Genomic DNA, 13,987 nt, shown 5'->3' with positions numbered 1-13,987 from the left:
TCGGCAACACCCGGAACCGATCCCGATCCGTCCTTGCCACCCGCACACCCAGGCAATATGTTGTCTCCGTGGACAAAGCCCCTCGGGGCTCCCCCGCCCTCCCGGGCGACGACACGACGGCGTGCTCCACAGTGCACGCTCTCGCGCCGTCCTCCCACCAGGACACTGCTTTCAGAGAGGAATGCACTCCATGAAGTTCTCCCGCAGCATCACCACGCTGGCCGCCGCCGGCATCATCTCCCTCGGTCTCGCCGCCTGTTCGGCGAGCCCCGCCAACTCCGGTGGTGCCGGAGGCGAGAGCGCAGAAGGCGACTGCAACGTCGGCATCTCGATGCCCACGCGCAGCCTCGAGCGCTGGATCAACGACGGCGAAGGCCTGCAGAAGCAGCTGGAGGGCGAGGACTGCACCGTCGACCTCCAGTACGCCGACAACAAGACCGACCAGCAGATCTCGCAGATCCAGAACCAGATCGCCGGAGGATCGAAGATCCTCGTCATCGCGGCCATCGACGGCGAGGCGCTCGCCCCGGTCCTCGCCGAGGCGAAGAAGCAGAACGCCACCGTCATCGCCTACGACCGCCTGATCAACGGCACCCCCGACGTCGACTACTACGCGACGTTCGACAACTACAAGGTCGGCCAGCTCCAGGGCCAGTACATCGAGGACACCCTCGACCTCGCCAACGCCGCGGGACCCTTCACCCTCGAGCCCTTCGCCGGCAGCCCCGACGACAACAACGCCAAGTTCTTCTTCTCGGGAGCCTGGGACGTCCTCCAGCCCTACGTCGAGAGCGGCAAGCTCGTCGTCCCCTCGGGCAAGTCGCCCGCGTCCAACGACGACTGGGCGTCGATCGGCATCCAGGGCTGGGCCTCCGACAAGGCGCAGTCCGAGATGGACAACCGCCTCTCCTCCTTCTACACCGGAGACCAGAAGGTCGACGTCGTGCTCTCGCCCAACGACAGCCTGGCCATCGGCATCGAGGCCTCGCTCAAGTCGGCCGGCTACGCCCCCGGCGCCGACTACCCGGTGATCACCGGTCAGGACGCCGACAAGGCGAACGTCAAGGCGATCCTCGCCGACGAGCAGTCGATGACCGTCTGGAAGGACACCCGCACCCTCGGTGACCGCGTGTTCCAGATGGTGCAGTCGATCGTGGCGGGCGAGGAGCCCGAGGTGAACGACACCGAGACGTACGACAACGGCGAGAAGGTCGTCCCGTCCTTCCTCCTCGAGCCGCAGGTCGTCACCAAGGACGACGTGCAGTCGGTCCTCGTCGACTCCGGCTTCCTCAAGGCCGGCGACGTCGGCCTCTGATCGGTCGGGCGGGGGAGGGGAGGAGTGATTCTCCCCTCCCCCGCCCTTCTCCCCCTTCCTCCCCTCGAAGCCCATCCCTGCACAACGAAGCGAGGCCCTGTTGGCCAGTCCCATCCTCATCATGCGCGACATCGTCAAGGAGTTCGGCGGCGGCGTCCGCGCCCTCGACGGGGTCTCGATCTCGGTCCAGCCGGGCGAGGTCCACGCCATCTGCGGCGAGAACGGCGCCGGCAAGTCGACGCTCATGAAGGTCCTCTCGGGCGTCTACCCCGTCGGCAGCTTCGAGGGCTCCATCGAGTTCGAGGGGAAGGAGGCGCAGTTCCGCTCGATCAACGACAGCGAGGCCGACGGCATCGTCATCATCCATCAGGAGCTCGCGCTCAGCCCCTACCTCTCGATCGCCGAGAACATCTTCCTCGGCAACGAGAAGTCCAAGCGCGGGGTCATCGACTGGAACGCCACCAACGCGGAGGCGGCGAAGCTGCTCGCCCGCGTGGGCCTGGCCGAGGGCCCCGCGACCAAGATCCTCGAGCTCGGAGTCGGCAAGCAGCAGCTCGTCGAGATCGCCAAGGCCCTCGCCAAGGAGGTCAAGCTCCTCATCCTCGACGAGCCGACGGCCGCCCTGAACGACGAGGACAGCGATCACCTGCTCGGCCTCATCGACCAGCTGCGCCAGCAGGGCATCACCTGCATCATCATCAGCCACAAGCTGAAGGAGATCCGGGCCATCGCCGACACGGTGACGATCATCCGCGACGGCCGCACGATCGAGAGCTTCGCGATGGCCGGGGAGGACGCCTCCGAGAGCCGGATCATCCGCGCGATGGTCGGCCGCGATCTCAACAGCATGTTCCCGCCGCGCGATCCGCAGATCGGCGAGGAGAAGCTGCGCGTCGAGCACTGGACCGTCCACCACCCCGTCGACATCAACCGCGTCGTGGTCGAGGACGCCTCCTTCACCGTGCGCGCCGGCGAGATCGTCGGCTTCGCGGGGCTGATGGGCGCCGGGCGCACCGAGCTCGCGATGAGCATCTTCGGGAGGAGCTACGGGACCGGCATCTCGGGCCGCGTCTTCAAGGACGGCAAGGAGATCCAGACCCGCACCGTCGACGAGGCGATCCGCAACGGGCTCGCCTACGCGACCGAGGACCGCAAGCGCTACGGCCTCAACCTGATCGGCGACATCACCGTCAACGTGTCGGCCGCGGCCCTGTCGCGGCTCGCCCGCCTCGGAGTCGTCGACAAGCACCGCGAGTACAAGGTCGCCGACTCGTACCGATCGAAGATGAACATCAAGGCCCCGAGCGTCTCGGCCGTCACCGGCAAGCTCTCGGGCGGCAACCAGCAGAAGGTCGTCCTCTCGAAGTGGATCTTCTCGGGCCCCGATGTGCTGATCCTCGACGAGCCCACCCGCGGCATCGACGTGGGAGCCAAGTACGAGATCTACGGGATCATCAACGAGCTCGCGGCCCAGGGCAAGGCGGTCGTCGTCATCTCGTCCGAACTGCCCGAGCTGATCGGGCTCGCCGACCGCATCTACACCATCTCCGAGGGGCGCATCACGGGCGAGATCGACCGTGCCGACGCCACCCAGGAGCACCTCATGCACTACATGACCGCCGGAAGGGACCAGGCCCGATGAGCGCCACGACCACCACAGCGCCGGCCGGCACGCCGGCGAGCACGCCGTCGACACCGCCCAAGCGCGCCCGTCGACTGAACATCAACCTCCGGCAGTACGGCATCCTCGCCGCGCTGGCGATCATCATCCTGCTGTTCCAGGTGCTGACGAACGGCCGCCTCCTGCTGCCGGGCAACGTCAACAACCTGATCCAGCAGAACGCCTACGTCCTGATCCTCGCCATCGGCATGGTGATGGTGATCATCGCCGGCCACATCGACCTCTCGGTCGGCTCGGTCGTCGCCATGGTCGGAGCGATCTCGGCGATCGCGATGAACAACTGGGGCCTGCCCTGGTGGGCCGCGGTCGTCGTCGCCCTCGTGACCGGCGCGCTCGTCGGCGCGTGGCAGGGCTTCTGGGTCGCCTTCGTGGGCATACCCGCGTTCATCGTGACCCTCGCGGGCATGCTGATCTTCCGCGGATTCACCCTCGTGCTGCTCACCGGCGGCACGATCAACGGCCTCCCGACCGAGTTCACCGCCATCGGCGCGGGCTGGCTGCCGGGCGTCCTCGGCGGCATCGCCGGCCGCGACGCCCTCACGCTGCTGCTCGGGCTCCTGGTCTGCGTCGCCCTCGTGGTGCAGCAGGTGCGCACCCGCGCGACGCTGCGCCGACTCGAGCTCCCGCGCGAGCCGATCGCGTCCTTCTCCGTGAAGGCGGTCGTCGCTGTCGTCGCGATCATGGCCCTCGCCTGGCTGCTCGCGGGCTACAGCGGCACGCCGATCATCCTGATCGTGCTCGCCGTGCTGATCCTCGCCTACAGCTTCGTGCTCGGCCGCACGGTGTTCGGCCGCCACATCTACGCGATGGGCGGCAACCTGTTCGCCGCGATGATGTCGGGCGTCAAGACGAAGTGGGTCAACTTCTTCATCTTCGTCAACATGGGCGCCCTGGCCGGAGTCGCGGGCATCGTCAGCACCGCGCGCGCCGGTGGTGCGGTCGCCTCGGCCGGTCAGAACTACGAGCTCGACGCGATCGCGGCGGTCTTCATCGGAGGCGCGGCCGTGCAGGGAGGCGTCGGCACGGTCGTCGGAGCCGTGATCGGCGGTCTCGTGATGGGCGTGCTCAACATGGGCCTGTCGATCCTGTCGGTCGACGCCGCCTGGCAGATGGCGATCAAGGGCTTCGTGCTGCTGCTCGCCGTGGCGTTCGACATCTTCAACAAGCGGAGGGCGGGCGGGCGCTAGACGCTCAGCGAGTACGCCGGGGCGACCTCCGGCTCCTCCTTATACAGTTCTCGGGCGCGGCGCTCTCCTCCAGGGGGCCGCGCCCGAGTGCATCCGCGGCCCTCCTCGGGCCGACCCGACGAGAGACGGACGAGCATGGCAGGAGCAGTCGGTCCGTCGAGCAACGCCCTGCTCCGCCGCCACAACCTCGCCGCGATCGCGACCCTGGTGCACCGCAGCGGCCCCACCAGCCGCGCCGACCTCGGCCGCCTCACCGGCCTCAACCGCTCCGCCGTCGCGAACCTCGTCGGCGAGCTGACCGAGCTCGGCTGGGTCGAGGAGGAGACGACGGCTCCCGACGGACGCATCGGCCGCCCGAGCGCCACCGTCGTTCCCGGCCGCACCTTCGCCGTGGTCGGCGTGCACCTCGACACCGACGCGATCATCGTCGGTCTCGTGGGCCTCAACGGCGACCTGCTGCGCCGCGTCCGCTTCGACACCCCGAAGCCGGCGTCGCCCGACACGGTCGTGCGCGTGGTCACGGGCATCGTCGAGGGCTTCCGGGCCGAGCGCGAGTCGCGCCGCATCCTCCTCGGCGCCGGCGTCGCGGTCCCGGGCCTGGTCCAGATCGACTCCGGCTTCGTCCACCTCGCGCCCCACCTCGGCTGGCGCAACGTCGACCTGTCCTCACTCCTGTCCCGGGCACTCGGCCTCCCGGTCTCGGTCGGCAACGACGCGAGCCTCGGCGCGATCGGCGAGTCGCTCTTCGGAGCCGCGCGCGGCGTCGCCGACGTCGTCTACGTCACCGGCGGCGCGGGGGGCATCGGCGGAGGCGTCATCATCGGCGGGATCCCGCTGCAGGGCTCCTCGGGGTTCGCCGCCGAGCTCGGCCACACCCTAGTCGCCGCGGGCGGCCGGCGCTGCAGCTGCGGTCGCCACGGCTGCCTCGAGGCCGAGGTGCGGATGCGCTCCCTCCTCGACGTCCTCGGCGCTCGGGTCCTCGACCAGGACGAGCTCGACATCGCGCTCGGCACCTCCCGCGACCCGGCGGTCCTCGCCGAGGTCGCCCGCCAGGTCGACCTGCTGTCCGAGGGACTCTCGACGTACATCAACCTCTTCAACCCCACGGCCGTCGTCCTCGGCGGCTTCCTCGGCTCCCTGCTCACCGTCGACCGCGAGCGCCTCGCCGCCCGCGTCTCGGCGCGCGCCCTGAGCGACCTCGCCCGCGGGGTGCGGATCGAGCGGGCCGCACTGCGGTCGAGGCTGGAGCTGGTGGGTGCTGCGGAGCTACCCTGGCGGCGTGCGCTCGCGGATCCCGCCGCGGCCGCCGGAGACTCCGACCCGCCCCCCGACGCGATCGCGTCCGTCGACGCTCTCGGCGCCTCCGCCTGACCCTCGCGAACGGAAGAAGCGCATGGCCGACTTCAACGAGATCATCATCGACGAGTTCCGCGCGAACGGCGGAACCGTCACGACCGCCGGCTTCGGCCGCAGCCTCGTCCTGGTGCACCACACCGGTGCCCGATCGGGCGAGGAGCGCGTCGCCCCGCTGATGGCGATCCGCACCGCCGACGACGTCTGGCTGATCGCCGCCTCCGCCGCCGGAGCCCCGAAGCACCCGGCCTGGTTCCACAACCTGATCGCGCACCCCGACACCGAGATCGAGACCCCCGACGACGGCACCGTGCCGGTCACCGCCCGCGTCCTCGAGGGCTCCGAGCGCGACGAGGGCTGGGCCCGCTTCACCTCCGCCTCCGACGGCTTCAAGGAGTACGAGCGCAAGACCACCCGCGTGATCCCCGTGGTCGAGCTCACCCGCCGCTGACTCAGCGGAACGGGACCGGCACCGCGTCCGGGGTCGACCAGCGCAGCGCGATCCGCTCGCGGAACCCGTCGCGCCGCAACTCCGTCTCGAGCGCATCGATGACGATCGGGACGAGCGCCCGATGCTCCACCAGCACGTCGAGCACGATCGCTGCGCCATCGGTGACCAGCACCGAGCCCACCTCGGGCACGACCGCGATCCACTGGCGTGCGCCGACCTGCGCATTCCTGTGCCCGCGGAGGCGCCGCAGCAGCTCGGAGGAGACACGCGCGTCGAGCGCAGACACATCGGCACGCAGAGCGATCATGCGCCGATGATGCTCGCCACCGGCGTCCATCCGGTGAACGCGTGCCCCTCGTCCCGTGACCGCCGGGCGTCGTCCCCGCTCAGCGCCAGCCGTCGGGGAGGAGGGCGAGGACCTTGGGCTCCACCTCCAGCGCCAGAGCGGTCTCGATCGTGAGCCGCCTGCTCCACAGGTTCACGAGCATCCGGGTGTGCCCGTCGAAGAAGAAGGACTCGATGAGACCCCTCGCCTGCTGATCGACCTCGGCATCGACGACCACGCCCGACTCGAACCCCACGAAGGCGATCGAGTCCCTGCCGACTCCCGCGTCGCTCCTCGCCGCCTCGATCGTCAGGCTCCGCACGACTCCCACGGAATCGACGATCAGCGGGTGCAGCGCCTGGTGCACGTACTCGTCGAGCTCCAGGAACTCCGCGTAGCGGGGGCAGTGCGGGCACAGTCCCGTTCCTCCCTCGGCGAGACCGACCTCGGGGAACGCCAGCCACACCTGCCACCGCTCGACCGTCTCTGCGATCATCCGGTCGACTGCACTGACTCTCATCGAAGCTCCTCCGTCGCGCCTGGCGTGGTCAGCACCGGCGACCGCCTCCGCGGGCTGCGAGGGCGGCGTCGATGTCCACACCGCGAGTACCGGTCCCGCTCCGCCGACCGCGGATTCGATCAGCCGGACCTCCCGAGGGCGGCGACCCGAGCCTCGGCTCCCGGTGGATCCCCTCCCCTCACCGGCGCCGAGCGACTCAGTACTGCGCGCCTCCGTAGATCACGAGACGGCCCCACGCGGCCACCTCGTCACGCCGCGTCGGATTCTCGCCGAGCCATCGGAGCCGCGCCGTGCGCAGGGCGACGACGGGGTTGCCGCTCTCGTGCAGGTGCGCGTAGAAGCGGCTCATGATGAGAGCGGTGGGCAGGGAGTAGATGCCGCCCACGCTGCCGATCACCGTCCGGGCGCCGCGCGCGAACAGCGCGGTCGGGAACCCGGAGAGGTCGACGCCGCCGCCGAGCCGCATCTGCGAGTTGCACGACGCGAGCACGCACAGCGCCGGGTACCGGTAGTTCAGCGCCTCGGCGGCTGTCATCGACTCTCCGCTGGGCAGGGTCTTCACCTGGTGCCAGCCGTTCGCGTCGTCACCACCGTGCACTCCCATGACGAAGACCGAGGATTTCTCGATGTCGAGATAGGGGTTGTCGAGCTCGGAGCGGGATCCGACCCCTCTGGTGACCGGGAACCAGCGCTCGAGCGACTCCTTCTCGTGCGCGGTGTCCTTGAAGGCGCGATCGTCGAGGATGGCGACACTGCCCTCCCCGGCGGAGCGCGGGTTGGCGAGCATGTAGCGGACCCCGGCGAGCGAGGTGTGCACGGTGGTCAGCGCCCGGTCGATGAGCCGCAGACCACCGCCGATCTCGAGCGCATCGAAGCAGATGTGGAACAGGCCGCTCGCGACGACCAGCAGCCGGATCGGCGCGGCGGCGGTGGCCGTCTCGAGCGCCTCGACCAGAGGGTCGGGGAGCAGCGGCGTCCCGTCGAGCCAGTCGTCCTCGCCCGTGAGCGCGGGGTCGGTGAGGAGCCCCGGCCAGAGCCGCACGTGATCGAGGTACTCGGCGGGCTCGCCGTCCTCGATCCACGTGAGCCGCCGGTAGAGGCGCGCGGTCTGGTCGTGCCCGACCATCGCGAGGGTGGAGGGCAGCAGCTGCAGGATGAAGGTGGGCTGCGTCTTCGGCAGCTCGCCGAGGAGATCGGTGGCGCCCGCCTCGTAGAGGGTGCGGGGGTCCATGAGGCTGCCGATGGGTCCGAGCAGCCGCTCGGCCGACGCGTAGGCGGCCCTGGCCTTGACCACGACCCGCGCGTCGATCCCGCTGCGCAGGAGCTCGTCGGCCTCGGGGTCGACGGGCTCGGCCTCGGCCGATGCGTCCTGCTGGTCGTCGACGTCTCCCGCCCGGCCGGCCGTCTGCACGGCGAGCGCCGCATCGACCACCTCCGCAGGAGCGCCGGCCTCGGAGGAGGCATTGGCCAGCAGCACTCCGACGCTGTCGCGGCGGGCGACCTCGGCGGCGAGATCGGCGAGGGCGGCGTCGTCGTTCTCGCGCGCGAAGTCGAGCGCGCGGCGGATGACCACCGACCAGTCCCCGGCGAGGATGCTGCGCTGCGAGAACGTCGTGGCGTTGAGCACCAGCCGGCCGGCCGCGATCACGGCCTCCTCGAGCGCGACGCGCTCGGCCTCGGGATCGTCGTCGTCGCGCGCGCAGAGCGCCAGCACCCAGGCGGCCCTCGCGATGGTGCGCAGCCTGGACGCAGGACGGGCCGGCATCAGGCCGAGCGCCTCCGCGGCGTCGAGGGTCGACTGCGGACTCGCGATCCGCTCGTCCGGTCGGGTGAGCCAGGACCGCGCGGTGAGCAATCGGGCGCGCTCGAGCGAGGTGAACTGCTCGTCGAGCATCTCCGTGAGTCGCGCGACTACCTGCACGAGCCGCGACTCCCCGTGCAGGGCGGCGTATTCGACAGCGCTCACCCGCAGACCGGGACGACCGGCGGTTCGCGAGATGTCGAGCAGATCGGCGACCGCGGCGCTCGAGAGACCGGGCGACAGGCGGTGCCGGTTGAAGCGCACGGCCATCAGCCCGTTCTTCCCCCACCCGTCCCAGAGGACGTCGGCCAGGTCGAGCCATTCGACGGCCGCCTTCGCGTCCGCACCGACGAGGACCGTACGGCCCGACTGGATGAGGCTCGACGACATCTCGAACGCAGGGTTCGCGACCGCGTTCAAGCGTCGACGATCCGACTCGCTGAGATCGCGGAACGCTGCGGTCAGCACCGGTGCAGAAGCACCCACCAGATCCGGGCGGAGAGGTGCGAGGCGGGAGTCGATCCGGCGGCGGTGCCACCCCAGCGCTGCGTCGTAGTCGCCGCGAGCGTCGGCGTTGGCGGCCTCGTGCTGGAAGTACTTCCCCAGGAGGAGCGGGTTCCGCTCGCCGAGCTCGCGCAGCTCTGAGAGGTCGGCCTGGTCCCCAGTGGTCCGCTCGAAGAGAGCGCGCTGACCGAGCGCCAGGGCGAGCAGCGTCGGACGCTCCTTCACGAGGCGCACCGCGACCGCCTTCATGGAATCGATCGCGGAATCCCAGTCCCCCACCCGACCCGTCGTGCGCCGGTTCGCCCGCACCTCCCCATCGCGAGTGAACAGCTCGATCACGGTCCGGATCGAGTCGGGTGTCGTCAGGCCCGGCCAGACATGATCCGACGCAGCTGTCGGGCCGAGGCCCGGGACGGAGTCCTCGAACATCGCGACCGCGCGGATCGCGTACCGGTCGGCCGTCGCGGTGCGCTGTGTCCGGACGTACTCGGTCGTCGCGACGAGAAGCACCCACGTCGCAGTGAGACGATCGCCCGTCTCCCGGGCGATCTCGGCGGCACGCTCGAAGTCGGCGCAGCGCTCTGCGTCGTCCGGGTCCTCCCGCTCGATCTTCCAGTGCCGGCCCACGAGACCGAGAACCGTGTCGAGCGGTCCGCGGGCCGTTCGCAGCAGTTCGGCGGCCGCCGCCCGGACGACGGTCGAGGCGGGTCGCGCCGGCGGCAGGCCGACGTCGTCCGTCGACGCCGCCCGCACGATGACCGACGCCGCGATGCACACGGTGGCGAGGCGCGGGGCCCGGCGGGCGTCGTCGACCGACAGCGACACGGTGTCCTCGAGGTAGGCGACCCAGGCGTCCGGTTCGATGTGCTCTGGCAAAGGTGCCCCTCTTCTTCTTGGACATCGGGTCCTCTGATCGTGGCTGTCGCATCCGGTCGCCGCAAGAGCGGTGGTACCCCGATCCACCCGCCGGGTCGGGATCGGTAGGCGGGGCAGGACAACCCGTCACCCCACCCTCTGGAGGATCCCCGTGTTCAGCATCCGCACCGTCCCGATCACCGTCGGCGCCGACGAGTACCGCTTCACCGCCTCGATGCCGTCGACAGAGCTGACGCTGTGGCGACGCAGCCGTGTGCGCTGGACGGGTCGGATCGACCGCATCCGTCAGCGGCAGGTCGACGACACCGAGCCCACCCACTACCTGCTCATGCTGCACGCCGCCGTGCGCCGCTTCGACGACGACCTGTCGCTGAAGTCGGAGGCCGCCCTCACCGCCCTCGACATGCGGCTCGCCGCTCTGGCCTCGGAGGCGCACGCCCACCCCGGCGCGTCGCAGGACGAGCCGTCCGAGCACGAGCTGGCTCAGCTCGAGGGCCGCCGGCGTCAGGAGTGGGCGGCGCAGGTCAGAGCCTCCCGCCGGGCGAACGCGGAGCGGGCATCGGCACTCGGCCGCTCGCACGCGGCGTCGGCCGAGCGTGATCGCCTGTCGGCGCTCCGGACCGGATTGCTCGCCGAGGTCGCGACGGCCCGGCGCCTCTGCGCCGACGCGTACGAGGCGTACGCCGCCCTGTACACCAAGTCGCGCTCGGGTCTGCTCGGCCGGCGCCCGTCGGCCGCCCCGAGCATCCCGCGCTACCGGCCGGCGCCGGAGCTCCCCACCACCCGCTCCGGAGCGCAGGACGTCGGCCAGGTGGCCGAGCGCGGGACCGGCAGCCCCGGCACGGCGCTGTCCGACCGCGACGCCGGGTGATCGGGACCAGTACGCGCCACACGGGGTCGGCGTACCCAGGAGCCGGCCCCGCCCACCACACGAGAGGAACGACAGGATCATGAAGCTCTTCCCCCGCCGCCCCGCCCCCGGAGACGAACCCGAGCGGTTCGTGCCCGAGACGCGTCCGATCCACACGGCGCGCGTGCCCGACTTCGAGCCGACGGTCGACACCGGCACTCTCGTCCGCCGCGCCCAGCAGAGCGCGGTCAACGAGGTGCACGGATCGTCGCAGGCGCCCGAGCAGGTCCTCGCCGGCCAGGGCCCGCTGCTGAACGACTCCACTGTCGAGGCCGAGACGCGGCTGCGCTCCGTCGAGTCGGTGAAGCGCCGCACCGACGAGCGGAGACAGGGCCTCGTGCACATCCTCGACGCGATCGGCGGGCGCCTCACCGCGCCCGTCGGTGACGCGACGGGCGGGCTCGACCGCCTGCGCGAGCGCGAGAGCGTCCTCTCGGAGCGGCTCGGCACCGCTCGGGACGACGCCGACAAGTGGGACGAGGTGCTCGAGGGAATCCGCGAGGACGACGACGGCGCGATCCGGACGGGATCTCCGATCGACGCGACGGCCCGCAACTACCGCCGGGTGCTGCTGCGGCTGGCGATCATCGACGCCGCCGTGGTGCTGGGGGTGGCCGCGATCGAGTTCGCCGCGGCGAGCGATTCGCTCGACCAGATCCTGCGCCCCGAGAATCCGTGGATCCCTGTGCTGTTCGCCGGAGCCGTCGTCGTCGCGTTGACCGTCCTTCCCCATCAGGTGGGCCGCGCGGTCGCCGACCTCGCTGCGCTGCGGCGTGCGACCCGCGCAGCGACGGCCGCCACGGCCGACGGCACGCCCCCCGCTGCTGCACCGCTGCGCCGCGGGCGGGCGCTCGCGGCCCGCTCCGTCCTCACGGTGGTGCTCGGAGGAGCGACCTGGCTCAGCGCCGGCGTCCTGCTCGGCACCCTCCGCGGGGCCGCCGAGGCGGCGCACGCACTGAGCGAGTACGAACGGGCGCAGCAGGAGCTGCAGGCGGTCACCGGCAGCGGCAGCCTCGCCGAGGGCAGCCTGCCGTTCATCGTCGAGTACCAGGGGCTGACGACGGCGATGTGGGTGTTCTTCCTCCTGGGGATGGGCATGACCGTCCTGGTGATGAGCCTCCGCCACAACCCGGCGCGAGAGCGGGAGCTGCACGCCCGGGTGACGGTGGAGCAGCTCGAGGCCGACCTCGCCGACGTGAAGGAGCGAGCAGGGGACGTCGAGCGGCAGATCGACTACCAGATCTCGGACGCCGAGATCACCGACGGCATCTGGGCGATCGAGCCGACGAAGCTCGCCGCGCAGGCCGACGTGATCAAGGCGGAGTACTCGCAGGAGCTCGCACTCGCGCACGGGACTCCGGAGATGACCGGGGCGGTCGAGGTGCGGGTCGAGGAGACCCGCCCGGCACCCACGGCCGTGTGGATCCCCGGGCGGGAGACGGACGACCTCGGCCCGCTCGAGCTGCCGGACTGGGCGACGTCCTGGCGGCGGAAGCCCGCCTCCGGGACCGCCGCCGAGCCGCTGTACCTCGTCGTCCCCGGCGTCGCGGCCACCGGGACGGCGCGCGACCAGGGCGACGACGACGCGGTGGTCACCCGATGAACCGCCTGCTGCGCTGGATGTTCGTGCGCTCCCGCGTCGACGAGCGCGATCACGGCGCCTGCGCCTGGTGCTCGTCGCCCCTGCAGCTGTGCCCGGCCTGCCTCGGCGGCTGGCGCGGCCGCCGCTGCGACTGCGGCACCGGCCTCGTCTGCGCGCAGCACGCGAAGCGCTGGATGTGACGCCCCCTGATCGGGACCGGTACTCGCACTGAGGGGGCGGCCACCCGACCGCCCCGCAGCCCCACCCGAAGAGAGAAGGACACGGACATGATCGTCACCACCCCCCTCCGCGCCGGCCGCGCCGCCCGCACCCGCCTGGCACTGCTCGTCGCCGCAGCCCTGGGAGCGTCCGTGCTCGCGGGCTGCGGCCCGGTCGAGGACACGGGCGGTGACGAGGTCGTGATCGTCGCGGGCACCCGTGCGAACTCGCCGGCCGTCTCGACCGCCACGGTCCTCGAGGCGCTCGACCGGATCGACGCGGTCGGCGACCGGCTGGTCGTCGTCGGCGTCGAGGGGTCGCCCCGCGTGCTCTTCGACCTCACCCTCGACGATCTGCCCGGGAACGGCCGGTCCCGCTCCGATCGGCTCGACCAGATCAAGAACACCGCAGCGGCAGCGGTGGTCGCGGCCCGCCCGGAGTCGGCGGAAGCCGACCTCACGGAGGCGATCGCGCTCGGATCCGCTCCCTTCTCCCCCGACGCTCGATCGCGGACGATGGTGATCCTCGACAGCATGCTGCAGACGGCGGGCGGCCTCGCGATGCTGGACGGCGCTCTCTACCGCGACCCGGCCGACAGGATCGCGGCCCTCGAGGAGAGCGGCGGCGTGCCCGATCTCCGGGGAGTCGCCGTGTCGGCTCCGCGGCTCGGAGTGGTGGTGAGCCCGCAGAGCGAGTTGACCAGCTCGGCCCGCGCCGCGCTCCAGTCGCAGTGGCAGGCGTTCTTCGAGGCATCCGGTGCCGAGGTCGACTGGAGCAGCTCCTCGCTGGTCGCTCAAGCGCAGCCGACCGCCGATCTGCCCGCCGTCACACCGATCGACGTCGCGCGCCCGACGGTGGAGGCCGGCGGCTGCCGGGGTGTCCTGCCCGACGCCGCCATCGGCTACCGGAGCGACACGGCCGAGTTCGTCGACGAGGCAGCGGCTCTGGCGACCATCGCCGAGATCGCGGAGGCGCTCGCCGGCTGCGAGGGCGAGGTGCTGATCGAGGCGTCGACGAGCTCCGTCGGCGACGAGTCGGTCAACGTGCCCCTCTCCGAGGAGCGCGGCCGCGCAGCCGCGGAGCCCCTCGCGACGGCCCTCGGCATCGACGTGTCGGCCGTGCGCATCGTGGGCTACGGATCGTCGTGGCCGTGCCGCGTCTCCGATCGTGACGCCGAGGGACGGCTGATCGAGCGGGCCGCGGCGCAGAACAGGACGGTCGTCGTCTCGCGGGGTGACGCCTCCGGCACGTGTCCGTGACCGG

Annotated in this window: 12 protein-coding genes; 9 read left to right on the top strand and 3 right to left on the bottom strand. The window is 71.3% G+C overall.

Translation table 11 applies throughout. The annotated features are described in order from the left end of the window. Positions 1-190: 190 nt before the first annotated feature. The 5 genes from chvE to ASG06_RS06280 all read left to right on the top strand — a co-directional run bounded on the left by chvE (position 191) and on the right by ASG06_RS06280 (position 5,987). The gene (gene chvE, locus ASG06_RS06300; protein ID WP_442965597.1) at positions 191-1,315 is read left to right on the top strand and encodes a multiple monosaccharide ABC transporter substrate-binding protein; all 1,125 of its coding nucleotides are present in this window, start codon (positions 191-193) and stop codon (positions 1,313-1,315) included. A gap of 121 nt (positions 1,316-1,436) precedes the next feature. Continuing rightward, a complete protein-coding gene (mmsA, locus tag ASG06_RS06295) occupies positions 1,437-2,957 on the top strand; it encodes a multiple monosaccharide ABC transporter ATP-binding protein (RefSeq protein ID WP_056039920.1) in 1,521 nt (506 codons plus the stop codon). Next, on the top strand, positions 2,954-4,183 hold the full coding sequence (gene mmsB / locus ASG06_RS06290; protein WP_056039918.1) for a multiple monosaccharide ABC transporter permease: 1,230 nt from the start codon (positions 2,954-2,956) through the stop codon (positions 4,181-4,183). Before mmsA ends, mmsB begins: the two co-directional genes overlap by 4 nt. A gap of 135 nt (positions 4,184-4,318) precedes the next feature. Next, complete coding sequence (locus tag ASG06_RS06285) at positions 4,319-5,554, top strand: ROK family transcriptional regulator (RefSeq protein WP_056039916.1); 1,236 nt, start codon at positions 4,319-4,321, stop codon at positions 5,552-5,554. Positions 5,555-5,576: 22 nt separating this feature from the next. Beyond that, positions 5,577-5,987, top strand: a complete 411-nt coding sequence (locus ASG06_RS06280) for a nitroreductase/quinone reductase family protein (protein ID WP_056039914.1) — start codon at positions 5,577-5,579, stop codon at positions 5,985-5,987. 1 nt (position 5,988) lies between these two features. Here ASG06_RS06280 and ASG06_RS06275 read toward each other — a convergent pair whose 3' ends face one another. From ASG06_RS06275 to ASG06_RS06265, 3 genes are all read right to left on the bottom strand, one after another. Beyond that, positions 5,989-6,294: a hypothetical protein gene (locus ASG06_RS06275; protein WP_156465883.1), complete on the bottom strand. Its 306-nt coding sequence runs from the start codon at positions 6,292-6,294 to the stop codon at positions 5,989-5,991. A 79-nt stretch (positions 6,295-6,373) separates the two neighbouring features. Beyond that, positions 6,374-6,832: a hypothetical protein gene (locus ASG06_RS06270; protein ID WP_156465882.1), complete on the bottom strand. Its 459-nt coding sequence runs from the start codon at positions 6,830-6,832 to the stop codon at positions 6,374-6,376. Positions 6,833-7,028: 196 nt separating this feature from the next. Continuing rightward, positions 7,029-10,013, bottom strand: coding sequence for a CHAT domain-containing protein (locus ASG06_RS06265; protein ID WP_056039908.1), 2,985 nt, complete (start codon positions 10,011-10,013; stop codon positions 7,029-7,031). 151 nt (positions 10,014-10,164) lie between these two features. Between ASG06_RS06265 and ASG06_RS06260 the strand changes: the two genes are divergently transcribed. The 4 genes from ASG06_RS06260 to ASG06_RS06245 all read left to right on the top strand — a co-directional run bounded on the left by ASG06_RS06260 (position 10,165) and on the right by ASG06_RS06245 (position 13,983). Further along, the gene (locus ASG06_RS06260; RefSeq protein ID WP_056039906.1) at positions 10,165-10,884 is read left to right on the top strand and encodes a hypothetical protein; all 720 of its coding nucleotides are present in this window, start codon (positions 10,165-10,167) and stop codon (positions 10,882-10,884) included. A gap of 79 nt (positions 10,885-10,963) precedes the next feature. Beyond that, on the top strand, positions 10,964-12,526 hold the full coding sequence (locus tag ASG06_RS06255; protein ID WP_056039904.1) for a hypothetical protein: 1,563 nt from the start codon (positions 10,964-10,966) through the stop codon (positions 12,524-12,526). Then, on the top strand, positions 12,523-12,705 hold the full coding sequence (locus tag ASG06_RS06250) for a hypothetical protein (protein ID WP_056039902.1): 183 nt from the start codon (positions 12,523-12,525) through the stop codon (positions 12,703-12,705). The genes ASG06_RS06255 and ASG06_RS06250 overlap by 4 nt, the downstream gene beginning before the upstream one ends. A gap of 87 nt (positions 12,706-12,792) precedes the next feature. Further along, positions 12,793-13,983, top strand: a complete 1,191-nt coding sequence (locus tag ASG06_RS06245) for an OmpA family protein (protein ID WP_056039900.1) — start codon at positions 12,793-12,795, stop codon at positions 13,981-13,983. Positions 13,984-13,987: the final 4 nt, after the last annotated feature.

It is taken from the genome of Rathayibacter sp. Leaf185 (assembly GCF_001423885.1).
In the GTDB taxonomy this organism is placed as follows: domain Bacteria; phylum Actinomycetota; class Actinomycetes; order Actinomycetales; family Microbacteriaceae; genus Rathayibacter.
Note: the sequence above shows the minus strand (reverse complement) of the source record. Positions and strands in the feature narration are given on the sequence as shown.